This window comes from Flavobacterium panacagri, from assembly GCF_030378165.1.
Classification (GTDB): domain Bacteria; phylum Bacteroidota; class Bacteroidia; order Flavobacteriales; family Flavobacteriaceae; genus Flavobacterium; species Flavobacterium panacagri.
Window position 1 is genome coordinate 3,817,282 of the sequence record NZ_CP119766.1, and the last position, 26,076, is coordinate 3,843,357.

Genomic DNA, 26,076 nt, shown 5'->3' on the forward strand with positions numbered 1-26,076 from the left:
AATTCTAGTAGTTTAAAAAGTTAAAAATTGCTAAGAAGTTTTTTGGGTAATTAAAGTGTTCTTAATCCAAATACAACATCCAGTTGCTATGACACCAATGCAAGCCATAAATAACCAGTTGATTTGATAACCAAAACGAGTAATAATTTCAAAGCCTAATTTAGAACTAATAATATGAGCCAGACTGAAACTCATAGTATAAAGCGCCATATATCGGCCTTCTTGTCCGCGTGGCGCACGGCTGAGAGCAAAAGCATTCGAAAAGGGAAAGGTTAAAACTTCGCCAATAGAAATACAAACCATGCTCACAACTAATATTCCCGCCCAGAAATTAATTAATAATAAAAAGAAACTCAGTGCCATGATAAAAGAGCCCACAATAATAATTCTGATTTTCGGATAAGCTTTTCTTTCTAAAAAACCGACTGTAGGCATTTCTAGACTAAAAATTAAAAGACCGTTGAGCGTCATTAATAAACCTGTTTGGAATTCGCTTAAACCAAATTTCTCATTATGATACAAAGGTAAAGTGGTAAATAATTGAAAGAAAATCATAGCTGTTATGAAACTTACAAATAAGAAAACCCAAAAAATCTTGTCATGAAAAACCGATTTTATTTCAACTGCGCTTTCGATTTTATCGCCATGATCTGCTTTTTTCTTTTCCTTTACTAATAAAGCAAAGATGGATATGGAGATGATGCAAGAAGCTCCATCAACCCAAAAAAGACCAGAATACCCCATTCCCATAATAATCAAGCCTCCTAAAGCGGGTCCTGCGGCAAAACCTAAATTTACTGCAAGACGCACAAGTGTCAAAGCACGAGTTCTATTTTCTGGTTTGGCATAAGCACCTAAAGAAACGAACATGGCCGGCCTAAACATGTCTGCAATTGTCATCAAGACAAACATCGCAGCACATAATGCCCAGAATGTGGTAATATATTGAACAAAGAAAAGTGAAACCCCACTAGTAAAAAGGCTAAAAATCATGATTTTATAAAATCCAATTTTATCTGAAAGTTTACCGCCAAGCCAAGAACCCAGCATAGATCCAAATCCAAATGCAACCATAATCCATCCAACCTGATTGTATGTAAAATGAAGATCTTCTTTTAAATATTTGGATAAAAAAGGAAGTACCATTGTTCCTGCACGGTTGATGAATGTAATGGTAGCCAGAATCCAAACTTCTCTTGTAAATCCTCTAAAGTTGTTGATGTAATTGGTAAAAATGTTTTTAAGCATTGTGTGTGATAGATTATCGTCACAAAGTTAGTAAACTTTGTCTCGTTAAGTGGTTGTTGTTTTGTTACTTTTGAACTATTTTTGCATAAAATTTCTAAGATGAAAACTGTAAACGCCCTGCTTTTATTGTTGGTTTTTAATATTGGCTTTAGCCAACAAAAGTTCAGTAAAAGTGAAGCCGAAAAATTCCAGAAGAAACTAAATTCAGAATATGCTGATCCTAAGACTAGTCCGTTAATGGATGAAGATTTGAAAACTTTTAAGAGTTTGGATTTTTTTCCTATTTCTGCCACTTATTTTGTAAATGCCACTTTAGTAAAAGCAAAAGGCGGAAAAGTTTTTGAAATGAAGACTTCCGGAACTCGTACTCCAAAATATATAAAATACGGAACTCTAAATTTTAAAATAAACGGAAAATCTTTTCAGCTTGCCGTTTACCAAAGTTTGGATCTTATTGTACAGGAAAAATATAAAAATCATCTTTTTTTACCTTTTTCTGATTTAACGACTGGGAAACAAAGTTATATTGGCGGTCGTTATATTGATTTAGAAATTCCTAAAGGAAATACAATAGCTATCGACTTTAATCAGGCTTATAATCCGTATTGTGCTTACAATTATAAATATTCTTGTCCGCTTGTGCCTTTAGAAAATGATTTAAAAATCGAAATTAAAGCAGGCGTAAAGACATTTCATTAATGGAATACTTCAACTTTCATACGCATCAGTTTACCAATCAGCCTAATGTTTTAGAATTGGTGAATCAATATCCAAAAGATTTTGATGCTTCAATTCCATTTTATTCCATCGGAATTCATCCGTGGTATATTGATGAAAGCCGAATAAATGAAGATTTAAAAATTATCGAAGAAAAACTCCAAACTGAAAATTGTCTGGCAATAGGAGAATGCGGTTTAGATAAAAGAATTGAAGTATCGCTAGATTTGCAGATTTCTGTTTTCGAAAAGCAATTAGTTTTAGCTGAAAAATTCAAGAAACCTGTTGTTGTACATTGTGTAGCCGCTTTTCAAGAAGTGATTGAAATTAAGAAAAGATTGAAAATCTCAGTTCCCATGGTTATTCATGGTTATTCAAAGAATAAACAAGTCGCGTCGCAATTAATTACAGCTGGATTTTATATTTCTTTTGGAAAATATTTATTGAAGAATCCAGATCTAAAAACGGTTTTTCAAAGTATTCCAAACGAGCGATTCTTCTTAGAAACGGATACAATGGAAGAAACAATTCAACAGGTTTATGAGATTGCTTCACAATACAAAAAAATAAACAATAAAGAATTAGAAAGAATCATTTCAAATAATTATAAAAGTGTTTTTTAAGTTCATCAACCTGAAACTTGAAACCATTTTAAAACAAATTTAAAAAAAAAACAAAACAATACTATATGGCAGAATGGACAGAAAGAGCTGAGCTTTTATTTACAAAAGAAGGATTAGAAAAGTTGCAAAAATCTAATGTTTTGGTAGTAGGATTAGGCGGAGTTGGATCTTTTGCAGCAGAATTTTTAGCAAGAGCAGGAGTAGGAAATATGACAATTGTAGATGGAGACGTTGTAGATATCACTAATATCAACAGGCAATTACCTGCTTTACATTCAACAGTTGGACAGCCAAAAATTAAAATTGTCGGAGATCGTTTAATGGATATTAATCCAGAATTGAATCTAACAAGAGTTCAAGAATTTCTTTCACCAGAACGTGCTTTCGAAATTGTTTCTCCAGAATTTGATTATGTTTTAGACTGTATCGACAGTATCACGCCCAAATTAAATTTAATTATTGCTGCTAAACGCAAAAGAGTAAAAATTATCAGCAGTATGGGAGCTGGTGGAAAAATGCTGGCTTCAAAAGTAAAAGTAACGGACATTTCGAAAACAATCAACTGTTATTTTTCTAAAACAATCCGCAAGCGTTTAAAAGAAGCCAAAATCAATAAACTAAAAGTGGTTTTTTCTTCTGAAATCCAAGATGAAAAAAGCTTAAAATTAACCGACGGAAAAAACTTTAAAAAATCTTTCTACGGAACAAACAGTTATATGCCAGGGTTATTTGGCTTACACGCCGCAGAAACAGTGATTAGACATTTGCTTGCTAAATAAAGGCGCTAAGAGACTTAGTTTCTAAGAGTTTTACTTAGTATTTAGAATAACTTTTAAAAAGTCAAAGGAAAAAGAACTTAGAATCTTAGTATCTCAGAATCTCAGAAACTTAAAAAAAAATGATTAAAACAGTAATTTTTGATATGGATGGTGTTATTGTTGACACAGAACCCGTTCATCGTTATGCTTATTATTTACAATTTTCAGAATTAAATATAGAAGTACCTGAAGAAATGTACACTTCTTTTACTGGATTTTCTACCAGAAATACATTTCAGGCATTAAAAGACTATTTTCCTTCTGTAGAACAAGAAGTTGAAGATTTGATCCAAAGAAAACGAAGCATTTTCAATGACGCTTTTGACACCAAAGAAGATTTATATCTTTTGGATGGAGTAGAAGATCTGATAAAAGATTTATACCACAACGGAATACAACTAATTTTGGCCTCTTCAGCTTCAAAAGTAACTATCGATCGTGTTTTTACCAGATTTAATCTGCATCAATATTTTACGGATATTGTAAGCGGTGAAGATTTCCCTCAGTCAAAACCAAATCCAGCAATATTTAATCATGCAGCATCGTTATCTATTGCGCCAAAAGAAAATTGTATTATAATCGAAGACAGTACAAATGGAATAAAAGCAGCAAAAGCTGCTGGAATTTATTGTGTAGGTTACAGAAGCCAACATTCGAATCTACAAGATTACAGTGAAGCTGACTTAGTTATAGATCATTTTAATGAATTAAATGCGCAAAAAATATCACAGATCCAAGCCTGAATTATGTAAAATTTAACATTTGTTCGGTAATTGAATTTGTAAATTTGAATAAAATAAAAAACGTAAAAAGAATGAAAAAACTACTTATTGCTTTCGCACTGATCTTAGCGCCTTTTGCATCAGAAGCACAGGTAAAAACGCCGCAAGCGAGTCCAAAAGGATATATTAAACAAACTGTTGGTTTAACTGATGTTGAAGTTACCTATTCAAGACCAGGAGCAAGAGGAAGAGCTGTTTTTGGAAATTTAGTTCCTTTTGGAAAATTATGGAGAACAGGAGCTAATGAAAATACAATCATCAATTTTAGTGACGATGTTGTAATCGATGGAAAAACATTAAAGAAAGGAAAATACTCTATTTATACTGTGCCAAGAATTGAAAGCTGGGACGTTATTTTCTATCTTTCTACAGATAACTGGGGATTACCAGAAAACTGGAATGAAAATTATGTGATTTTAAAAACTACTGTAAAAGAAGATGCTTTGCCAACTCCAGTTGAGACATTTACAATAGGAATTAATGGTTTAGATCCAAATTTTGGTTATTTAGAAATGGCTTGGGAAAACTCTCATGTTGCTTTGAAATTTGAAGTTCCAACTGCAAAAATTGCTACAGCAAGTATTGATAAAGCTTTAGCTGGTCCAACTTGGAATGACTATTTTGCTGCATCACAATATTTATTTCAGGCTAACGGAAATATTGAAACAGCAAGAACTTATGTAGATAAAGCGCTTGATATGAGTTCAGATAAACCATATTATGTTTCTAGATTAAAATCTTTGATTCAAGCAAAACAAGGAGATAAAAAAGGAGCAATCGAAACTGCAAAAGCATCTTTGGCAGCAGCCGAAGCAGCAAACAATGCAGATTATGTAAAATTGAATAAAGACAGTATCGCTGAGTGGAGCAGATAATTGTTTTTAAATTTTCAATTGTAAAATTAAAAATTCCAAAGCTTTCGGGTTTTGGAATTTTTTTTGTTTTATCGCGAAGCTCGCAAAGGTTTTACGCAATAAGCTAAGATTTTCATTAAGAATGCTAAGAGCACAAAGCTTTGTGCAGATAAAGCTTTGTGAAGATTTCATTTTAATGAATCTCAAAAAAAAAAACAACCTTAGCGTACTTTGCGTAAAACCTTTGCGAGCTTTGCGTTAGAAAAAAAACTTTGTAACCTTAGTGTGCTTTGCGATAAGAAAAACACAAAGCATAAAACTTGAAACCTGAAACCTGAAACCTGAAACAAAAATCAGCCAAATAAAAAACCGCAACTCTTTATGGGAATTGCGGTTTCTAGGTATAAAAAATGGTTGGTTAATAGCGATATCTTTTTTTTACAATGATATATCTTTTATTTAAAACTAAAAAATATCCCTGTAACAGAAAGAAACTTTAATGTTAACTATTTAACATTACAGGCATTACTAACATAGTAACAGTTTCTCCTTCTTCTAAACCATCAACTGGCGTTAAAATACCAGCTCTGTTTGGCAATGACATTTCAAGCATAATCATGTCAGATTGTAAGTTTGTCAACATTTCAGTTAAGAAACGAGAGTTAAAACCAATTTGAAGATCATCTCCTTGATAATCACAAGTCAATCTTTCTTCTGCTTTGTTTGAGTAATCAATATCTTCTGCAGAAACGTTTAATTCAGCTCCGGCAATTTTCAAACGAATTTGGTGTGTAGTTTTATTAGAGAAAATCGCAACACGTTTAACAGAACTTAAAAATAAAGAACGGTCAATCATTAATTTGTTTGGATTTTCTTTTGGAATTACCGCTTCGTAATTTGGGTATTTTCCGTCGATTAAACGACACATTAAGATATAATTATCAAATGAGAAAGTCGCATTTGAATCGTTGTATTCAATTTTTACTTCAGCATCAGAAGAACCTAAAATACTTTTTAAAATATTTAAAGGTTTTTTAGGCATGATAAAATCAGCAACCTGAGAAGCTTTTACGTCTGTGCGTGAATATTTTACCAATTTATGAGCATCTGTAGCAACAAAAATTAATCCTTCTGGTGAGAACTGGAAGAAAACTCCAGACATTACCGGACGTAAATCGTCGTTACCTGCGGCAAAAATAGTTTTACTTACCGCTGTTGCTAAAACTTCAGCAGGAACTAAAGTTACAGATGGATCTTCAAGACTTACTGCTTTTGGAAATTCTTCCCCAGCTGCGTAAGCTAATGCGTATTTACCTGAGTTAGAGCTAATTTCTACGGTGTTGTTATCTTCAACAGTAAAAGTTAATGGCTGTTCAGGGAAAGTTTTTAAAATTTCAAGCAAAAGTTTCGCTGGTACAGCAACACTTCCTTTACTTGTAGAATCGATTGATAATGTAGCCGACATAGTCGTTTCAAGATCTGAAGCCGAAACTGTTAACTCATTATTGTTTAGTTCAAATAAAAAGTTGTCTAAAATTGGTAACGTATTGTTACTGTTAATTACACTACCTAAAACTTGTAATTGTTTTAATAAGTACGAACTCGATACTATAAATTTCATCTGTTTTATTTTATTTTTTGATGGATGCTTTAGCAAATAAAGGGCTAAATATACGGATTACAAATATATCTTAAACTATCCAAAGTATTACATTTTTTTATTAACATCTACTTGCTGTATCTTCTTTTTCTCAAAAAGGTAAAAACAAGTCCGAAAACCAATAAAATTAGAATTGGAACTCCGATAGTTATGAATTGGGTTATGCTGTAACTTTCATAAACTTTTTCTTTGTCTAATAAAGGCAGTTCGACATCTTTACTTCTAATGTTAATAAGTCCAGTGTCATCCAAGAGGTAATTAATACAATTCATAATAAAGTCCTTATTGTCATAAAGATTTCCTGTTCGTTGATCGTAACCTAATTCTACGGGCATTCTGTTTTTGTCCAATTGGTTTCTCGCAATATCCCCATCGGCAACAACAATCATTTTATTTGGTTTTCCTTTTGCGGTAAATGAATTGTCTTTAAAAGGTAAAACTCTATTCTCAAAAGCAGAGTGGAAGTTTCCTTCTAATAAAACAGCCAAATTCTGATTTCCTTTATTTAAATAATCCTGCGGTGTTGTTTTCTCCGTTACCATATTAAGGCTGATTTCAGCCGGAGAACCAATAGTTTTGGAATATTGAGAAGACTGTAATAAAACCGTTTTTTTGATTCCGTTTTTCAGCGTATCAATCGGATTGGCAAAATCAAATTTGATTCCGCCCAGATTTTTTACAATTGGATGCTGACTTGTTGGAAAAACCTGTGGCGCAAATTTCCATACAAAATCCTGATATTGTGTTGCACTTCCTTGTTCGCCGGTTGCCAGCTTTATTGGTGTTCCTTGTTCATCTTTTATCAAATCAGGATTAATTCTAAATCCGTATTTGAAGAACATATCATTTAGATTTAAATCTCTCGGATAAGCTAAAGTTGCGCCCGCATCATTGTACAAACTATCCATATCGGCAGCAACCTGATCAATTAACCAAAGTGTTTTTCCACCATTCATAATAAACTGATCCAGAACTTCTTTTTCTTCGTCTGAGAATTTTTCAGTTGGTTTTGCAACAATGGCTAAATCGTATTTCTTCAATTCACTTAAAGTAGCATTCGGATTTTTAGCAACGGAGTCTAATGTGAAAGGGCCAATTAGGTAACTTTCATGAATCTGTTTCAGCATTTGCGCAATGTGTCTTTCTCTTAGTTCGCCATTTCCTTTTATGATCGCAACCTTTTTCTGTTTGGTTTTAGTCACTTTGTTGATAGCATCTGCAATAGAATATTCTAAATGCTGAATAGAACCAATTACTTTTTGCGTAGTCGAAGCTCCCATTATATTTTTTAATAACGGAATATTCACTTCTTTGCCATTATAAACTGCAATTGCCCAAGGAAAAACCATTGCTTGTGATTGTTTTCCTTTGTCATCAACCGTAATGTTTACAGGAGTTAAGCCTTTTTGAAAAAGCGATTTTGTCAGTTCGTCGCTTTCTTCTTCGTTTTCTAAAGGATCAACAAATTCGAAAACTATATTTTTATTATAAGCCTGAAATTCTTCCAGTAATTGTTTGGTTTCCTGCTGTAAACGTCTAAAATCGGGAGGAAGTTCGCCAGCCATATAAATCTTGATAGATAACGGATTCTGAACTTGTTTGATAATTCCTAACGAAGTTGGAGATAATGTATAACGTTTGTCTTTCGTTAAATCAAAACGCTGAAAAAATAAAGTTCCAAGTACATTTAAAACCACTAAAATAAGTATAGTGATGCCTAATGTTTTTAAATTTTGCTTAGTAGATGCTTTCATTACGCTTTAAAAGATTTTAATTGATAAACAGTAAAAGATAGAAAAGCGATAGTAATGCTTAAAAAATAAATTACATCTCGTGTGTCAATAACACCACGGCTCATACTTTTAAAGTGATTTTGCATTCCTAAAATAGAGATCAAACTGTTTGAGTCAGAAAATAATGAAGCCAAACCTTCAAAGCCAAAATAAAGAAAGAAACACAAGAAAACAGCAAGGATAAAAGCTACAATCTGGTTTTCTGAAAGGGTAGAAGTAAAGATTCCGATTGCAGAGTACGAAGCAATTAAAAACAATAATCCGAAATAAGAGCCAATTGTGCTTCCCATATCGATATTTCCTTCTGGCGAACCTAAATCTGAAATTACTTTAACATAAATTAAAGTTGGAATAATCGCTAAAATAATCAGTAAAAATGAACCGAAGAATTTACCGTTTACAATTTCCCAGATTGACAAAGGTTTAGTTAGTAATAACTCTAAAGTTCCTTGTTTTTTTTCGTCAGAGAAACTTCTCATCGTTACGGCTGGAATCAAGAATATTAAAATCCAGGGTGCTAAAGTGAAAAATGGAGTTAAATCGGCGTAACCTGAGTTTAGTATGTTGTAATCTCCTTCAAATACCCATAAAAATAGTCCGTTGCTGATTAAGAAAATAGCAATGACCAAATAGCCGATTGGAGAACCAAAAAAGGATTTTATTTCTCGTAAAATGATTGATTTCATTTGTGTTTTTGTTTTTTTATTGTTTCAGGTTTCAAGTTTCATGTTCTTGAAATGACTTAAATAATTATTTACCGTGCGTGATTTTTATGATTTGTGAATTTCTAGCATCAATAATTATTAGAAACGTTCCGCCTAAATAATTTTCAGGTAAAGTTCCAGATATAACCCAATAATTTTCTAAGAGATAAATTTCATATGGTCTTTGTTTTTCTATATTTTCTTTTCCGTAAATATCATATAAAATTGGTTCTGCGATTTTGGTAGCAGTATTACTGTCTTTTATAATTATTTCTTTATTATTAATAACATTATGCTGTGTTTTTTTAGATAAAGCAATTTTTAATTCTTCTTTTGCATATTCCATTCCTAAAATTAAACGTTTATTTTGTGCACAACTGCTAAGAGTAACTAATAAAAGTGTTAAGAAAAAATACTTCATAAATTATTCTATTTTGTTTCAAGTTTTTTCTAACCGCAAAGAACGCAAAGTTTTGCGCAATGTTCGCAAAGTTTTTTTCCAAAGCTTTGCGAACTTAGCGTTTTTATAAAACTTCTTCGAAAAAAACTTGCGTTCTTTGCGGTTAAATCGGTTTAATTTAAGGTCACCAGTTTATCCACACTCCAAGCTTCTGGTTTAGCATTGAATAATTTCTTTGTAAAATCCCAAACAGTATTAAAAAGCTCAGAATTTCTGTAATTTTCCAAATCTTCTTCGGTTTCCCAATAACTGTAAGTAAAAAAGATGCATTTATCATTTTTATCCTGATACAATTCTAAAAAACGATTTCCTGCTGTATTTCGTATTTTATCTTTTACAGATTTAAAATTCTCTAGAAAATCAGGGATTTTTTCTTCGTGAAAACTCATTTTTACTATTCGGACAAACATCTTATTATTTTAGATTTTAGACTGTTGATTTTAGATTTTTTGATTGTCTAAAGTCTTACAGGTTCGCAAAAATACCAAATTTGATTGTTGTTTTAAGCAAAAAATGAAATATTATAAATGCCTATCTTTAAATTCCATTTTCACAATATTTTCAAATATAGCCCGTGGTTGAAACCACGGGCTATATTTACGATGAAAAAAATATAAATCTGCTTAATCGGCGAAATCTGCGAGCTAAAAATCTAAAATCTAAGAATTAGTTTAGGAGAATTTAATCGTTATAACATCACGATAATTCAGTCCAAGTAAACTATTCGCAGAACCTACTTTAGAAGGATTACTTCTAAAAATGGCAATTTCCAAAAAACCAGCTTCATTAAAAATAGCCAGTTTTTCTCCTTCATAAGTCTTAATCGGATATTTGTCTGAAGTTGCAATAGCCGAATAATTGGGCAAAATTGTCTTGATGCTTTTTGGTTTCATGACAATTTCATACGGACGACCGCGTGAAATTTCTAAGAATTGTTTTTTAGAAATATTAGTGACAACATTTCCAAAATGGTCGATGTAAATGATATTGCCTTTTACAGAATTTCCGTCATCTGCTACAACAGGTTGTAGTTCTGTAGCTTCTTTTATTGAAGTAATTTCCTTTCCAATGACATTCAATAATCCGCCTTTGGATAAATGAGAAGCAACCTGAATAAAAATATCCAAATCTGTAGACTCGATTGGAAAACGATCGTGAATATTGATAGCCACAATTTTTTGCGGAACGATTTTCTGCGTCAGCATACTTAAAATCCCATTATCAGCACAAATAAAATAGTGATCGTTCCATTGCATGGCGATATGCTGGTTTTCTTTATTGCGTTCAATATCGACACCAATAAGATGTACAGTTCCTTTTGGAAAGCTTAAATAAGAAGCTCCAATAATATAACTTGCCTCAGCAGTATTAAAGGGGTCAATGTCATGAGAAATGTCAATGATTTGAACCTCTGGATTTTCAGAAAGTATTTTACCCTTCAGCGACCCCACAAAGTGATCTTTTAAGCCGTAGTCTGTAGTTAGGGTAATTATTGACATATTTTTGTTTATAACTATTGATAGTATTTAAATCTTATTTTCATTAAATTTGAGAAATGCAAAGCTAATAATAGTAAACACAAATTGAAAGAAAGAAAAGACAAATTGTGTTTTAAAAATTAAGTTGCTGTAACACAAGTATAAGTTTTTCGTTTGGTTAAAACTGGAAACTATTACTTGTAAAAAAAGAACCCGACAACTCTTAAAAATAATAACTGAATTATTTAATTTAAAAAGAACTTCATTTGAACGAAAGAATAATCGAGCTAGTAGATATTGCTCCAAAAGAGTTTTGGGGTGCGCAGGACAGCCATTTAGAAATCATTAAAAAGTATTACCCAAAGCTTAAAATCGTAGCGCGAGGGACAACTTTAAAAGCATTTGGCGAAAAAGAAGTTTTAGACGAATTCGAAAAAAGATTTCAGAGATTAATGCTTCATTTTACTCGTTATAATAATATCGACGACAATGTAATTGAACGTGTTATTATGAGTGATGGCCAAGAAGAGAAAAGAACATACGATCATGACAAAATCTTAGTTCATGGTGTTGGCGGTAAGATTATCAAAGCGATGACGCCAAATCAGCAATTGCTTGTTGATACCATTAAGAAAAATGATATGGTCTTTGCGATTGGTCCTGCTGGAACCGGAAAAACATATACCGGTGTCGCTATGGCGGTTAAAATGTTAAAAGATAAAGAAGTAAAAAGGATCATCCTGACACGTCCTGCTGTTGAAGCTGGAGAAAACCTTGGATTTCTTCCTGGGGACATGAAGGAAAAATTGGATCCTTACATGCAGCCACTTTACGATGCGCTGCGTGACATGCTTCCAAACGAAAAACTCGAAGATTACATCTTAAAAGGAATTATTCAAATTGCTCCTCTGGCGTTTATGCGTGGACGAACGCTTGATAACGCCTTCGTAATCCTTGATGAAGCACAAAACACCACCCATTCACAAATGAAAATGTTTTTAACTCGTATGGGAAAAAACGCCAAATTTATGATTACGGGTGATCCTGGACAGGTCGATTTACCAAGAAGAACTATTTCTGGTCTTAAAGAAGCTATTTTGGTACTGAAAGACATTGAAGGCATCGGAATTATTTATCTGGATGATAAAGATATCGTCCGCCACAGATTGGTTAAAAAGGTAATTGACGCTTATAAACAAATTGAGAATCACGATTAATTATAAAATTTTAATGAAATGTTAAATGTAAATCGTGAATTGTGTTTTAACATTTAGTAATATTCGTTTTGTATGTTTTCTTTTGAAAAGTGCGAAACGAATATTTTTTTTATTATAATTGAAGAAATAATTAGTCGATTTAAGAATGGAAAGTAAAATGATATTTGTAATAGGTTTTCTGTTTTTCTTTGCTTTTAGGATTTATGCTCAAAAAAATGAAAAGGGAAAATCAGATAATTACATAAAGAAATTATCAGGAAAAGAAATTGTTTCGAAACTAAATAGATTAAATTTTTTCAATCTCACAGACAAAAAAGATTTAAAAATTTCAAAAGAAGATTTTGAGAAATCTTATAATGAATTAAGCTTTTTTGAAGGTTATATGAGAGACGATTTAAGTTTTACTGATAATAGGTTTTATGTTATTGATTCAGAAACTTTGTTTGAAGGTGGAGGATTGACAGAATATTTAGAAATTGTAAAAAAATCATTTGATAAATTAAATTTGAAACTTTTGATTTCTGATGAATTTGAATCTCAATCGGATAAACATTTACTTCATAAGATAAAATTAAACGGAAAAGAATATATTGCTTTCGATAATGATTTTGGAAATTATGATTGGACGATAGCGTATTTGAATTTCATTGAAATGCTCAATGATCAGCTTAAAATACAAGGAAGTGATGAGCAATTTTATCCGATTAGTTCAGGAAATGACGGCAAGATTGTATTATTGACTAAAGAACAATTTGAATTTGTAAAAGAGAATTACCCAAATGATTACAATCATCCAAAAGAAATTGTTGATTGGAAGGATGGGTTTGATTTTAAAAATTAGATTTTAACGAAATAGTTAAATAAATAATAAACTTCCCTCAATTTCAGCTTTCAAGGCCGCTAAACTTTGTCTAACCCAGCTTAAAACCTTAAATTTGCCTATCATCGAATTTGATAATTAAATATGACAAAACTTAAAAATATAAAAGTTGTAGTAAGTGACCTTGACGGAACTTTACTCAACCCACAACACAGAATTTCAGATTATACTAAATCAATTTTTCAAGAGCTTCATAATCAAGGTTATTTGATTGTTGTAGCTACAGGGCGTCATCATCTTGATGCAATGGCCATTATCGAAACACTTGAAGTGCCAGTTTATTTGGTAAGTTCTAACGGAGGAAGAATTCATTCGCCAAACAAAGAAGAACTTTTTGCTTTTAATTTAGACAGCGATGTGGTTAAAGCGGCTTTGAATATTGAAATCGATCCAGATGTTACGGTTGTCTTATTTAAAGAAAATGTTTGGCAGACGAATAAATGGAACGAAAGATTAAATTCGTTTCAAGCTGAATTAAAATACCGTCCAGAATTAGTAGATTATAAAACTATTGAAGACTTCAAGGCAATTAAAATCTTCTTTTCATGCGATAATCACGAAAAATTGTTGAAAGTGAGAGATGCAGTTTTAGCCAATTCTTCAGAGCATTTGCATCATGCTTTTAGCTTACCAACTTGCTTGGAATTTATGGATAAGTCTGTGGATAAAGCAGTAGCAATTGCAAAAGTTTTAGAAAAAGAAGGATTCAGCATGGATCAAGCAGTTTCGTTTGGAGATGGTTTTAATGATTTACAAATGTTGTCAGCAACTGGGAGAGGATTAATTATGGGCAATGCTCCTTCAATCTTAAAAGATGCTTTGCCTGATTTAGAAGTAATTAAAACTAATGCTGAAGATGGTGTAGCAAGATATATTGCATCTAAAATTTTAGATAAAGAACTAGCACCTAACTAACATTAAATCAAAAAAAGTTAGAGATTTAAGAACTCTCTCAATATTTGATTTTCTACAAAAAATAGAATCCTTGGAGATATTTCTTCAAGGATTTTTTGTTCAATATGTATTTATGTAAACATTTTCTCAGAGAAAATGCCAAAACATTTTTTTAGAAGTTTTCAGAGTGTATTTTTGTTTTCTCAAAAAAACATTCAGTATGACAAAGAACATTTTTACCGCCGTCTTTTTATTTCTTTCAGTTTTAGGAAATGCACAAGAATTGAAGTTAGAAGAAATAATGAAAGGGGAATCTTTTATTGGAAATCAACCCACAAACGGACGCTGGTCTTTAGATGGTAAAAAGGTCTATTTTGAATGGAACCCAAAAGATGAACTAGGCTCAAGTACCTATTTCTGGCAAAAAGGAATGTCAAAACCAGAAATTGTATCTCCAAAAGAAGCTGTTTTTTCGCAGCAGGATTTTAAAACAAAACCAGGGTCAGATTTGGTTTATTATTTGGACAACGGAAGTTTATTTTCGTATTCGATCCAATCTAAAACAGCAAAAAAGTTAATTCAGCAATCTTCGGGAATATCTAATTTACAGTTAGGTACTCAAGCTGGAGTATTGTTTTATGAGCAAAATGATAATATTTTTAAATACGATACCAAAGCAGGTACAATTTTACAAATTACTAATTTCAGTAAAGGAATTAAAAAGGATGTAAAACCAGATGCTGAATCTTTTTTAGCTGTACAGCAAAAAGAATTATTCCAGTTTATAAGAGATAAAGAAGCAAAAAAACAATGGAATCTTGATAAAAGTAAAGCTGTCAAATCTGATTTTGCAAAGCAGTATTTTTATGGAAATGATCAGTTTGCAGGAGTTCAGGTAAATCCAAATGGAAATTATGCTACTTTTATTTTGGTTGAAGAACCAGAAATTAAGAGGGAAAAAATGGAAGTTTTTATAACGGCAGATGGTTATAATCAGAGCCCAGAAACAAAAGAAAAAGTTTCGATAAAGAATTTCGTAAAGACTAAATTCGGGATCTATTCTGTAGCTAAAGATTCTGTTTATTATGTGAATTTTTCAACTTTAAGTCATATTCAGGATACTCCTAAATATTTTGAATTATATGATAATTTAAAAAATAAAGCCAAAGAAGATAAGTTAGTAATTCCTCAAGCACCGATTTATAATGAGAATGGAACGCTGGCAATAGTAGAGATCAGAAGTCAAGATAATAAAGACAGATGGCTGGTAAATTTAAATTTAGATAAAGGTACTTTTGAAGAAATCGAATATCAGCATGATGATGCTTGGATTGGTGGCCCAGGAATTCCTTCTTATTCGTTTTCTTCTGGAAATTTAGGTTTTTTAGCTGATAATGAAACTATTTATTTTCAGTCAGAGGAGACAGGTTATTCACATTTGTACACTTTAAATCTAAAAACTAAAAAGAAAACACAGCTCACTAAAGGAAATTGGGAAGTTCGTGATTTGATTTTAGCAAAAGCTAAAAATACATTTTACTTAACAACAAATACTACTCATCCTGGAAATAGAGAGTTTTATAAGCTTGCATTGGCTGATGGAATTTTACAGCCAATTTTAACTAAAAATGGGGCACATGAAGTAGTTTTGTCGCCTGATGAGAAATCACTTTTAGTCCGTTATTCCTATAAAAATATTCCTTGGGATTTTTATGTTTCAGACAATAAAAAGGACGCAGTTTTACAGCAGATTTCTTCTTCAGTTTCAGAAGATTTCAAAAAATACAAATGGAGAGAACCAGAAGTCATTACATTTAAAGCACAGGATGGAACTCCTGTAAATGCAAGATTGTACGCGCCAAAGTCTGAAAATGCCAATAAAGCGGCAGTAATTTTTGTGCATGGTGCTGGTTATCTTCAAAACGCACATAATTTCTGGAGCAATTACTACAGAGAATACATGTTTCATAATTTGCTGACCGATTTAGGATATACAGTTTTAGACATTGATTATAGAGGAAGCGATGGTTATGGACGTGATTTTAGAACGGGAATTTATCGTTTTATGGGAGGAAAAGATTTATCTGATCATCTTGATGGTAAAAAATATTTGGTAGAAAAATATGGAATTGATGCCAATAGAATAGGAATTTATGGAGGATCATATGGAGGTTTTATTACTTTGATGGGAATGCTGACAACTCCAGGCGAATTTAAGTCGGGTGCAGCTTTGCGTTCGGTAACAGATTGGGCACATTATAATCATGGATATACAGGAAACATTTTAAATTTCCCTGAAACTGATCCCGAAGCATACAAAAAAAGTTCGCCTATTTATTTTGCTGATAATTTAAAAGGAAACCTTGTAATGCTGCACGGAATGGTTGACGACAATGTTGAATATAAAGATATTGTGCGTTTGTCACAGCGTTTTATCGAGCTGCAAAAAAAGAATTGGACTTTGGCATCGTTTCCGGTTGAATCTCATGGTTTCAAAGAAACATACTCTTGGATAGATGAATACAGCAGAATTTTAAATTTATTTAATTCGACGCTTTTGAAATAATATTCTGAATAGAACTTTGTCAAAGTTTTAAACTTTGACAAAGTTTTTTTGTTTTAGGAAAACTACAATTTAAAACTATAAATTAAAATTTCATTTTCGTGACAAATAATCTAAATTTGCATTCATTAAAAACAACACAACAAAATAATGAGTAATACAATCACAACTACAAATTTTAATTTTCCGAATCAGAAATCGGTTTACCGCGGAAAAGTTAGAGAAGTTTATAATATCAACGACGAACTTTTGGTAATGGTAGCAACCGACAGACTTTCTGCTTTTGATGTAGTTTTACCAAAAGGAATTCCATATAAAGGACAAATCTTAAATCAGATTGCGACTAAATTTATGGAATTGACTCAGGATATTGTTCCGAATTGGTTGATTGCAACTCCAGATCCAAACGTTGCGGTTGGACACTTATGTGAGCCTTTTAAAGTAGAAATGGTAATTCGTGGTTATTTGTCAGGACATGCAGCACGTGAATATGCTGCAGGAAGAAAACAAATCTGCGGTGTTGCTATGGCTGAAGGTTTAAAAGAAAATGATAAATTTCCAGAACCAATTATTACGCCAACTACAAAGGCTGATAACGGTTCTCATGATGAAGATATTTCTCGTGAAGACATTTTAGCTAAAGGAATTGTTTCTGAAGAAGATTATTTAGTTTTAGAAAAATATACTCGTGCTTTATTTCAAAGAGGAACTGAAATTGCGGCTGAAAGAGGTTTAATTTTAGTGGATACGAAATATGAATTCGGAAAAACAAAAGATGGTGTTATTGTTTTAATTGACGAAATTCACACACCAGATTCTTCTCGTTATTTTTATGCGGAAGGATATGCTGAAAGACAAGAAAAAGGAGAAGAGCAAAAACAATTATCAAAGGAGTTTGTTCGCCGCTGGTTGATCGAAAATGGTTTCCAAGGACAAGAGGGACAACAAATTCCTAATATGACAGACGAATATATTGAGTCTGTTTCTGAAAGATATATCGAATTATATGAGAATATTTTAGGAGAAAAATTTGTAAAAGCAGATATAGACAATATTGATCAACGTATTGAAAAAAATGTATTAGATTATCTGAAAAGTATCTAATGATGCTTACTAAGAAAAAAGGTTGCATCATTATTCTTGTCGCATTTATTTTGTTTTTTGTAATGATGTGTTCGACAGGTATTGCCATGTTTAAGTTTGCCTTAAAAGAAGGTGGAGAACAAAATAAAAGGGATTCAATAAGAAAAGTTGAAGAAGTTAGATTTGAAAACCTACCCGTCATAAAGGCTGTAATCCTAGATACAAATAATGTTGAAACGCCTTTTTCCAAAAAAAATGTTGGAGTTTGTTTTGTGAATTTTGGGATTACAACTTTGCATTATAGAAGCAGAAGAGGTAAACGTGATATTTCTGATAGAAGATATTATACTACAGAATATGCGACAAAAAGTACTTTATATAGCAGACAGAAAGTACGATTGTTAATAAACGGAAAAGAATACGTTCTTAATTCAAAAAAAATTATTTTAACTGATCTCAACTACGATAAAGAAAAAAAGGGGGTAGGTTTTTTTGGGGAGGATTTCTCAAATAATAATGATTTAGATAAACTTATTTTTCTGAAAGGACATGAGCATTATAGAGAAGAGAAAAAAATAACAAAAAAACAAGAGAAAGAATATTTAGAAAATCTGAAAGTATTTTGTTCATTTAGAGATGAATATGATATGATTAATTGTTTTTATTTTTCAAGATTTGATCCAAATAATACACCAAAAAATTGTGATCTTTATATTGAAAATTATCATCTAAGGGAAATTCTTTTTAATAAGGGAGACACCATTTCATTTAAAGGCAAGATTTTAAACAATGAAGTAGTTCCAATTTATTGATATTTTTTTTTGACAATATCAATCAACGTATTGATAAAAACGTATTAGATTACCTTTCTTCTAAATAGTAATTTTCGGGTTTAAATCTAACTATTTAAACCATGAAATTTATAACGAATAAAAATGCCCTTCTATTTGTATGTCTTACAGCAGGGCATTTTCTTTTTGCCCAGCTTGATAAAAAGGCAACAAAAGAAACTAAAAACCTTTATCGAAATTTAAAAACAATTTCCAAAAAACATATCCTTTTTGGGCATCAGCATGCTTTGGAGTATGGACATGGATGGAGTAACGAACCAAATCGTTCTGATGTAAAATCGGTGACGGGATCACATCCTGCAGTTGTTGGAATCGATTTCAGTGATTTTTCAGGACGTTCTGATGAGCAATTTCAAAAGACAAAGGAAATATTAAGAAAAAATGTAATCAACACTTATGAAAGAGGAGGAGTAACTACAGTTTCATGGCATTTTAATAATCCAGCTTCTGAGGGCGGTTTTTACTGGAAAGATGGAATTTCAACTGCCTCTATGGCTTTGATAAAACCAGGTGGCTCTCATCACGAAAAGTACAAAGAAATTTTAAAAAGAATCGCTGATTTTGCACATTCTGTCAAAGCAAAAAATGGAACGCTTGCTCCAATGATTTTCAGGCCTTATCATGAGTTTGATGGTGACTGGTTTTGGTGGGGAAAATCACATACTTCTAAAGAAGATTTTATTGCAGTCTGGCAGTTTACGGTTTCGTATTTGAGAGATATTTTGGGAGTACATAATTTTATTTATGCTTTCTCTCCAGATAATCAATTTAATTCAGAATCAGAATATTTGGAACGTTATCCAGGTGATAATTATGTTGATATGCTTGGTATGGATGACTATGGAGATTTTGGACGTGATGGTAAATATGATTTAGAAGCAGGTTTGAAAAAGCTCAAGATTTTCTCCGATTTAGCTATTAAAAAGAAAAAGTTAGCTGCTTTTACAGAAACAGGCTTAGAGTCTATTCCGAATGAAAAATGGTGGACAGAAGTTTTGTTGAAAACATTAAAATCAGACAATCTTCAATTGGCTTACGTTTTAGTATGGAGAAATGACATAACAAGTCCAACACATTATTATGCCCCTTTTCCTGGACAGGTTAGTGAAAAAGATTTTGTAAAATTCTATGAAGATCCTTTCACTTTATTTGAAAAAGATTTGAAAAATCTATATACTAAAAAGCTTAGTTTGAAATAATATGAGTTTAATTAAGATAACAAGCGCGCTTCAATTATTTGAATCGCGCTTTTTTATTGATTATTGATTATTAGTGATTTAGTTAATTTTTGTTTTTTTTTTCATTTTAATGCAACGTTTTATCGATTACATACGTCTTATAATAAATCATCACAATCATCAATCAATTAAAAAAACAATCAATCATGAAAAAAACGGTAATTATTTTAGGAACGGCTTTGGTCGTATTTACAAATTTTGCAATGGCTTCTAATCAAAAGCCAGCAATTAAAAATCAAATCGAAACTTCTAGCAATTCATCATCTGCTTTACACAAAGCTGTATGTAAAGGAGATCTCGAAGGTGTAAAAAAAATTATTGAATATGGAACAAATGTCAATAAAATTATAAGAAACATGACGCCTTTAATGCTGGCAGCTCGCTACAATCATGTCGAAATCGTAAAAGTTTTATTGGCTAATGGAGCAAATCCTTACATCGAAAATGATCACGGATTTAGAGCTTTGGATTATGCGAAATACGCAAATGCGGAAGGCTCTGCAGCTATTTTAAAAGATTTGAAGTAAATTCGTTTTGTATTTATAGAAAAGCATCATTTTCAATCAAATGGTGCTTTTCTTTTTTAATTATTTAAAATTTATTCCATTTTATCTTTTAAGTTTTCAAGACCTCTCTGTAAATCATTACCAATCATTTGATCCATTTTTAACATAGGAAGCATAATGTTTGTGGGATATGGAATTACACCGCTGATTCCCCATTTAACTTTTGTCTGATTTCCTGACGCAGGTTCAGTAGACATGAATGCAACAGCAGTATCTTCCATTGGTTTTTTAAATCGGAGAGCAAAATCGATACGCCTGTTTTTGGTTATTTTAGTGATTTCCTGCTCGCCAACACCTACTTCTTTTACATTACTTTGCCAAGAAGATATTGAACCAACGGAGCCATCAACTCCTTTATAACTTACTTTCATTTTGGGATCCATATTAGCCCAAACACTAAATTGATTTTGATTCTTAAGTGATTTTACATAATTGAAAACGCTGTCTGTAGGTTTGTTTATTACAATTTCTCGTTCTACAGCATATTCTTTCGGCATAAAATGAGCTGTAATTAATACAATTGAAATAATCAAAATTAATATGATAAGTATTCTTTTGATAATAATCATGGTCGATTTTTTTAAGGTTGATTCTGCTTATTTTCAGTTAGTTAATTGTAAAGTTAAATAATTCTGATATGTATTTTACATTCAGTTTTAGATGGCTTTAAAAATAATTTCACTTTTTTCTGTCATTTATTGTAACATTTTATATTTTCCTGCGTCTATTATATTGAAATCATGAAAATGGTAACGTTCTAGTCTCTAAATTGTGTATTTATTAAGTAGATGTTAAGAATTAGTTAAAACATAGTACTTTGTTATGCATAATACAAATTAATAAGTTACTTTTACATAGAAATTAAAAATCATCATCAATCAATTTAACAAACAATTAATCATTATGAAAAAATCAGTTATTTATTTAGGACTTGCCTTAGTTACATTTGGAAATGTTGCAATGGCTTCAAATGGAGTTTCAACTTTGAAAAATCCAATCGAACGTACAGGTTACACATCAAATCCTTTAAACGTTGCTATTAGTAAAGGGGATTTGGAAACTGTTAAGAAATTTATCGAGTATGGAGCAGATGTAAATCTAATCTCTGAAGATTTAACTCCTTTAATGACAGCCGCCCGTTACAACAAACATGAAATTATCAAAGTTTTATTAGCAAATGGTGCACGTCCTGAAAGAAAAAATGATAAAGGTTATACTGCATTAAAATATGCTGAATTATCAAATGCTTCAGAAGCAATAGCTCTTTTGAAAGATTTAAAATAAATAGAATAACAGTACAATAAGTTTTGAGTTAAGTAGATAAAATGACCTTTCTGAGCAAAAGGTCATTTTTTTTTGTTTTTATTTTTAAAACAAAAAAAGCACCATTACAATGAATGATGCTTTTCTCTTTTTAAATCCAACAAATTGATTTAAACTAAAAACTATTAAAAATTATTATTCAATTGGTACATGTTTTTTTCTGTTAAATACCCAGAACAAAATAGGGAATACCAATAAGGTCAAAACGGTTGCCGTCATAAGTCCGCCGATAATTACAATTGCTAGAGGTTTTTGGGATTCAGAACCAATTCCTGTCGAAATTGCAGCTGGCAATAATCCTATTGAAGCCATCAATGCAGTCATGACTACTGCTCTTGTTCGAGCTTTAACTCCCATAAAAATAGACTCTTCGAGTGTGAATTTTGCTTTTAAATTATGATGAAACTCTGATATTAGGATTACTCCATTCTGAATACAAATTCCTAAAAGAGCAATAAACCCAACTCCAGCTGAGATTCCAAAATTCATTCCTGTAATATGGAGTGCAATAATTCCTCCTATAATTGCGAAAGGTACATTTGCTAAAACAAGTAGAGAATCTTTGAAGTTTCCAAACAAGATAAATAACAGTACAAAAATTCCAATTAAACTGATTGGCACAACTTGAGCCAAACGAGCACTCGCACGAACTTGATTTTCGAATTCTCCTGTCCATCCTGTAGTATAACCTGCAGGAAGTTTTAATTTATTCACTTTTGACTGTGCTTCTGCAATTGTACTTCCCAAATCTCGATCGCGTACAGAGAATTTTACACCAATGAAACGTTTGGTATTATCTCTGTAAATAAATGCCGGACCAGTAATGGTTTTAATGTCGCAGATTTCTTTTAGAGGAATTTTGATGCCGCTTATTGTCGGAACTTTAATTTCTTCTAAATCTTTTTCATCTTTTCTATATTCTTTTGAAAAACGAACACGAACATCAAATTTCTTTTCGTCTTCATATTTTTCAGTAGCAGTTTTTCCTCCAAATGCTAATTCTAAAACAGCTTGTGCATCACTTAATGTTACTCCATAAGCCGCCATTTTTTCTCGGTCAAGGATTACACTAATTTCTGGCTGTCCAACATTTCTTAGAATTCCAGCATCTTTAATTCCAGGAATATCCTTAATTTGAGCTAGAACTTCGTTAGCAAGCTGATCTAGTTTGTTTAAATCATCTCCATAAATTTTTACTGCATTAGAAGCCTTAAATCCAGCAACAGACTCAGCAACGTTGTCAATTACAGGCTGCGAATAATTATAGGTAATTCCTTGATGAACTTTTAATTTATTATCCATTTCATTAATCAGATCATCCATAGAAATTTTACGTTTCCAGTCGGCTTTTGGTTTTAAATCAACTTGAAGCTGGATAAACCCAAATCCATTTGGATCCGTTCCGTCATTGCTTCGCCCAGTTTGTGATAAAACATTTTTAACTTCTGGAAAACTTTCAAGGTCTTTTCTAATCATTGCCGCCGTTTTAACACTTTCAGGCAATGAAGTACTCATTGGCAATTCTGCTGTAACCCATAAGGCACCTTCATTTAATTGTGGTAAAAATTCAGTTCCTAAGAAACCAGCAGAAAAGAAAACCGCTGCCAATAATCCAATTGATGCAATTAAGGTTTGTACTTTGTGTTTAAATGTCCAGGCAAAACCTTTAGAAACAATTCTGTCCCAAAAGTTCACAAACGGGTTATGTTTTTCTTTTACATTTTTGTTTAATAATATATGCGACAGAACAGGAACCAAAGTCAGAGTGAAAATTAATGCTCCTAATAAGGCAAAACCTAATGTAAAGGCAAGGGGAGAGAACATTTTTCCTTCTACTTTCTGAAACGAGAAAATTGGAAGTAAAGCTGTAATGATAATCAATTTTGAAAAGAAAATAGCTTTACCCATTTCTGTTCCCGTTTTCTTGATTAAGCTTCCTTTTGCAATTTTATTGAACTTATCCATTCCTAACTGATGCGCTCGATGATCGAGAACTACAAATAATCCTTCGACCATTACCACAGCACCATCAATAATAATCCCGAAATCGACCGCACCTAAACTTAATAAGTTGGCGCTCATTCCCATCATTTTCAAACATAAGAATGCAAATAAAAGCGAGAGCGGAATTACAATAGAAACGGTAAAAGTAGTTCGCCAGTCGGCCATGAAAAGGAATACGACAACAGTAACCAGAATAATACCTTCAAATAAGTTATGCATTACGGTTTCGGTTGTGAAATTCATTAAATTATCACGATCATAAAAAGTCTCTATTTTAATGTCTTTAGGAAGAACATTATCATTTAGGTCTTTGATTTTTGCTTTTATCAAGGCAAGTGTTTCCTGTGGATTCTCGCCTTTTCGCATTACTACAATTCCTTCTACAGCATCGTCATTATTTCCAATACCAGTTTGTCCCACTCTTGGCATCGAACTTTCGTAAACGTCAGCCAGATTTTTGACTAAAATAGGGTTTCCTGCTGCGTCATCAACAATAATATTTCCGATGTCTTCTTTTGATTTTAATAATCCAACACCACGAACTACAAAAGCTTGTCCATTTTTCTCGATTACATCACCACCAACGTTTAAGTTTCCTGCATTAACAGCATTGTAAACTTGTAAAGGCGTAATGTTATATTTGGCCAATTTGATTGGATCAACACCAACTTCATACGTTTTGGTTTGACCTCCAAAAACATTTAAGTCGGCTACTCCAGGAAGAGAACGAAGCTGTTTATCAATTACCCAGTTTTGGTAAGTCAATAATTCACGACTATCTCTGCTGTCGCTTTTTACAATATATCTGAAGATTTCACCCGTTGGGCCATAAGGCGGTTGAACGTCTGGTTCTACATCATCAGGAAGCGAAACATTTTTTAGTAAATTATTGACTTGGAAACGAGCAAAAGTATCGTCTACACCATCATCAAAAATGATTTTGATAACCGATAATCCAAACATGGTAATACTTCGAACACTTGTTTTTTTCTGAACGGAGTTCATTGAGATTTCAATAGGTGACGTTACAAAACGTTCTACTTCCTCAGCACTTTTTCCATTCCACTGCGTAATAATTATAATCTGTGTATTGGTAACATCAGGGAAAGCATCGATAGGCATGTTTTTGAAAGAGATAAATCCAGCAACAGCCAATAATCCAACCCAAAAGAAGGTAAATGCTTTATTCTTTAAAGAAAAAGCAATAATATTTTTTATGAATTTGTTCATGTCTTAGTTGTTTAAAGCACCATAAATAAATAGCTGATTGTTTGTGATTACTTTTTCATTTTCTTTCAAACCACTTGAAAGATAAGTAGTATCTCCAACAACTCTGTACACTTCAACTTGTCTTGTTTCTATATTATTACGGTCTTTAAATACCACGACAAAGTTTTTGCTTTTATCAAATACAATCGCTTTACTAGGTACAGCTATCATAGATTGATTTTCATTGAAAGACAATTTGATATTAGCATTCATATCTGGTTTAAGCATATAGTCAGGATTGTTTAATTTGATTCTGGCCTGCATTGCTTTAGTTTCGGGATCAATAACATTGTAGATCTTGTCTACTTTTCCGTGAAACGTTTTATCCGGATAACTTAAGGTTGTAACAGAAGCACTTGTTCCTAATTTTACTTTATTAATATCTATTTCATTGATATTTGCCATTGCCCATACCTCGCTGATTTCTGCAATATCAAAAATATTTTCAGAACGGTCGTTACGCAAAAGCATATCCTGATTAATACTTTTTTGAATGATAAAACCGCTGATTGGAGCAGTTACTTCATAAATAGACCCTGCTTTAATATTGTAGATCTTATAAGTCTCCTGAATTTTGCTTAATTGTGACTGTGCTTTATTGACTTCAGATTTTGCTTGAAGCACATCACTTTCAGAATTCAATTTTCCATCAAACAATTCTTGAGCTACTTTTAAATTGTTTTTGGCAACTAATAAATCACTTTTAGCATCAATTGACTGCTTTTCAAAATCCGCTACATCGGTACTTTTTATAGTAGCGAGAACTTGTCCTTTCTTAACGTAATCGCCAAGTTCTACGTTTACTTTCATCACATTTCCTCCAACTAAAGGATAAACGTCAATCATTTTATTATTATCAGCAGTAATTTTTCCGTAAAAACTAAGCTCATTTTTTAACGGTTGTGTCTGAGCATCGGCTGTAGTTGTAGTTTTTAGCATAGCATCACTTAAAACAAAAGAAGTATTTGTTTCTGGATTTTCTATTTCTTTTTTGCAGCTTGCTAGAGATAGACTTATAATTGCGATTCCTATGAATAATGTATGTTTCATT

The 26,076-nt window shown here is 32.0% G+C and carries 24 protein-coding genes; 14 read left to right on the plus strand and 10 right to left on the minus strand.

Features of this window, described 5'->3' with window-relative positions; genetic code table 11:
• Nucleotides 1–30 precede the first annotated feature (30 nt).
• Nucleotides 31–1,248 (minus strand): MDR family MFS transporter, encoded by a 1,218-nt coding sequence (locus P2W65_RS16740; RefSeq protein ID WP_289659305.1) that lies wholly within the window; start codon nucleotides 1,246–1,248, stop codon nucleotides 31–33.
• Nucleotides 1,249–1,347: 99 nt separating this feature from the next.
• Here P2W65_RS16740 and P2W65_RS16745 point away from each other — a divergent pair, with 99 nt between their 5' ends.
• The 5 genes from P2W65_RS16745 (at nucleotide 1,348) to P2W65_RS16765 (ending at nucleotide 5,063) form a co-directional block, all read left to right on the plus strand.
• On the plus strand, nucleotides 1,348–1,947 hold the full coding sequence (locus tag P2W65_RS16745; RefSeq protein ID WP_289659307.1) for a DUF1684 domain-containing protein: 600 nt from the start codon (nucleotides 1,348–1,350) through the stop codon (nucleotides 1,945–1,947).
• The gene (locus P2W65_RS16750) at nucleotides 1,947–2,588 is read left to right on the plus strand and encodes a TatD family hydrolase (RefSeq protein ID WP_289659309.1); all 642 of its coding nucleotides are present in this window, start codon (nucleotides 1,947–1,949) and stop codon (nucleotides 2,586–2,588) included. The genes P2W65_RS16745 and P2W65_RS16750 overlap by 1 nt, the downstream gene beginning before the upstream one ends.
• Nucleotides 2,589–2,653: 65 nt before the next feature.
• Nucleotides 2,654–3,367, plus strand: coding sequence for a tRNA threonylcarbamoyladenosine dehydratase (locus P2W65_RS16755; RefSeq protein WP_289659311.1), 714 nt, complete (start codon nucleotides 2,654–2,656; stop codon nucleotides 3,365–3,367).
• A 119-nt stretch (nucleotides 3,368–3,486) separates the two neighbouring features.
• On the plus strand, nucleotides 3,487–4,149 hold the full coding sequence (locus tag P2W65_RS16760) for an HAD family hydrolase (protein ID WP_289659313.1): 663 nt from the start codon (nucleotides 3,487–3,489) through the stop codon (nucleotides 4,147–4,149).
• A 71-nt stretch (nucleotides 4,150–4,220) separates the two neighbouring features.
• The gene (locus P2W65_RS16765; RefSeq protein WP_289659315.1) at nucleotides 4,221–5,063 is read left to right on the plus strand and encodes a DUF2911 domain-containing protein; all 843 of its coding nucleotides are present in this window, start codon (nucleotides 4,221–4,223) and stop codon (nucleotides 5,061–5,063) included.
• Between the two features lie 481 nt (nucleotides 5,064–5,544).
• On the opposite strand, the gene dnaN is transcribed toward P2W65_RS16765, so the two are convergent.
• The 6 genes from dnaN to P2W65_RS16795 form a co-directional block, all read right to left on the minus strand.
• Nucleotides 5,545–6,663 carry a DNA polymerase III subunit beta gene (dnaN, locus tag P2W65_RS16770; protein WP_091498742.1) on the minus strand — a complete coding sequence of 373 codons (1,119 nt, stop codon included), beginning with the start codon at nucleotides 6,661–6,663 and terminating at the stop codon, nucleotides 5,545–5,547.
• Between the two features lie 107 nt (nucleotides 6,664–6,770).
• Nucleotides 6,771–8,456, minus strand: coding sequence for a gliding motility-associated ABC transporter substrate-binding protein GldG (gldG, locus tag P2W65_RS16775; RefSeq protein WP_289659318.1), 1,686 nt, complete (start codon nucleotides 8,454–8,456; stop codon nucleotides 6,771–6,773).
• Nucleotides 8,456–9,181 carry a gliding motility-associated ABC transporter permease subunit GldF gene (gldF, locus tag P2W65_RS16780; protein WP_179006252.1) on the minus strand — a complete coding sequence of 242 codons (726 nt, stop codon included), beginning with the start codon at nucleotides 9,179–9,181 and terminating at the stop codon, nucleotides 8,456–8,458. Before gldF ends, gldG begins: the two co-directional genes overlap by 1 nt.
• 64 nt (nucleotides 9,182–9,245) lie before the next feature.
• A complete protein-coding gene (locus P2W65_RS16785; protein ID WP_289659322.1) occupies nucleotides 9,246–9,620 on the minus strand; it encodes an NTF2 fold immunity protein in 375 nt (124 codons plus the stop codon).
• A gap of 152 nt (nucleotides 9,621–9,772) precedes the next feature.
• Nucleotides 9,773–10,069 carry a putative quinol monooxygenase gene (locus P2W65_RS16790; protein WP_289659324.1) on the minus strand — a complete coding sequence of 99 codons (297 nt, stop codon included), beginning with the start codon at nucleotides 10,067–10,069 and terminating at the stop codon, nucleotides 9,773–9,775.
• 261 nt (nucleotides 10,070–10,330) lie between these two features.
• Nucleotides 10,331–11,158 carry an SAM hydrolase/SAM-dependent halogenase family protein gene (locus P2W65_RS16795; protein WP_289659326.1) on the minus strand — a complete coding sequence of 276 codons (828 nt, stop codon included), beginning with the start codon at nucleotides 11,156–11,158 and terminating at the stop codon, nucleotides 10,331–10,333.
• 245 nt (nucleotides 11,159–11,403) lie between these two features.
• Here P2W65_RS16795 and P2W65_RS16800 point away from each other — a divergent pair, with 245 nt between their 5' ends.
• The 8 genes from P2W65_RS16800 to P2W65_RS16835 all read left to right on the plus strand — a co-directional run bounded on the left by P2W65_RS16800 (nucleotide 11,404) and on the right by P2W65_RS16835 (nucleotide 20,390).
• Complete coding sequence (locus tag P2W65_RS16800; protein WP_289659329.1) at nucleotides 11,404–12,354, plus strand: PhoH family protein; 951 nt, start codon at nucleotides 11,404–11,406, stop codon at nucleotides 12,352–12,354.
• 157 nt (nucleotides 12,355–12,511) lie between these two features.
• Nucleotides 12,512–13,195, plus strand: a complete 684-nt coding sequence (locus P2W65_RS16805) for a hypothetical protein (RefSeq protein WP_289659330.1) — start codon at nucleotides 12,512–12,514, stop codon at nucleotides 13,193–13,195.
• Nucleotides 13,196–13,318: 123 nt separating this feature from the next.
• On the plus strand, nucleotides 13,319–14,149 hold the full coding sequence (locus P2W65_RS16810; protein ID WP_289659333.1) for a Cof-type HAD-IIB family hydrolase: 831 nt from the start codon (nucleotides 13,319–13,321) through the stop codon (nucleotides 14,147–14,149).
• Between the two features lie 199 nt (nucleotides 14,150–14,348).
• The gene (locus P2W65_RS16815; protein ID WP_289659334.1) at nucleotides 14,349–16,694 is read left to right on the plus strand and encodes a S9 family peptidase; all 2,346 of its coding nucleotides are present in this window, start codon (nucleotides 14,349–14,351) and stop codon (nucleotides 16,692–16,694) included.
• Nucleotides 16,695–16,841: 147 nt separating this feature from the next.
• Nucleotides 16,842–17,795 (plus strand): phosphoribosylaminoimidazolesuccinocarboxamide synthase, encoded by a 954-nt coding sequence (locus P2W65_RS16820; RefSeq protein ID WP_289659336.1) that lies wholly within the window; start codon nucleotides 16,842–16,844, stop codon nucleotides 17,793–17,795.
• On the plus strand, nucleotides 17,795–18,586 hold the full coding sequence (locus tag P2W65_RS16825; RefSeq protein ID WP_289659338.1) for a hypothetical protein: 792 nt from the start codon (nucleotides 17,795–17,797) through the stop codon (nucleotides 18,584–18,586). The genes P2W65_RS16820 and P2W65_RS16825 overlap by 1 nt, the downstream gene beginning before the upstream one ends.
• Before the next feature lie 101 nt (nucleotides 18,587–18,687).
• Nucleotides 18,688–19,824, plus strand: a complete 1,137-nt coding sequence (locus P2W65_RS16830; protein ID WP_289659340.1) for a glycoside hydrolase family 26 protein — start codon at nucleotides 18,688–18,690, stop codon at nucleotides 19,822–19,824.
• A gap of 185 nt (nucleotides 19,825–20,009) precedes the next feature.
• The gene (locus P2W65_RS16835) at nucleotides 20,010–20,390 is read left to right on the plus strand and encodes an ankyrin repeat domain-containing protein (protein WP_289659342.1); all 381 of its coding nucleotides are present in this window, start codon (nucleotides 20,010–20,012) and stop codon (nucleotides 20,388–20,390) included.
• 71 nt (nucleotides 20,391–20,461) lie between these two features.
• Here the strand turns inward: P2W65_RS16835 and P2W65_RS16840 are convergent, their stop codons facing one another.
• Nucleotides 20,462–20,998, minus strand: a complete 537-nt coding sequence (locus P2W65_RS16840) for an SRPBCC family protein (protein ID WP_289659344.1) — start codon at nucleotides 20,996–20,998, stop codon at nucleotides 20,462–20,464.
• 334 nt (nucleotides 20,999–21,332) lie between these two features.
• Between P2W65_RS16840 and P2W65_RS16845 the strand changes: the two genes are divergently transcribed.
• The gene (locus P2W65_RS16845; protein WP_289659346.1) at nucleotides 21,333–21,713 is read left to right on the plus strand and encodes an ankyrin repeat domain-containing protein; all 381 of its coding nucleotides are present in this window, start codon (nucleotides 21,333–21,335) and stop codon (nucleotides 21,711–21,713) included.
• 174 nt (nucleotides 21,714–21,887) lie between these two features.
• On the opposite strand, the gene P2W65_RS16850 is transcribed toward P2W65_RS16845, so the two are convergent.
• The gene (locus P2W65_RS16850; protein WP_289659348.1) at nucleotides 21,888–24,986 is read right to left on the minus strand and encodes an efflux RND transporter permease subunit; all 3,099 of its coding nucleotides are present in this window, start codon (nucleotides 24,984–24,986) and stop codon (nucleotides 21,888–21,890) included.
• 3 nt (nucleotides 24,987–24,989) lie between these two features.
• A complete protein-coding gene (locus P2W65_RS16855; RefSeq protein WP_289659350.1) occupies nucleotides 24,990–26,075 on the minus strand; it encodes an efflux RND transporter periplasmic adaptor subunit in 1,086 nt (361 codons plus the stop codon).
• Nucleotide 26,076 lies beyond the last annotated feature (1 nt).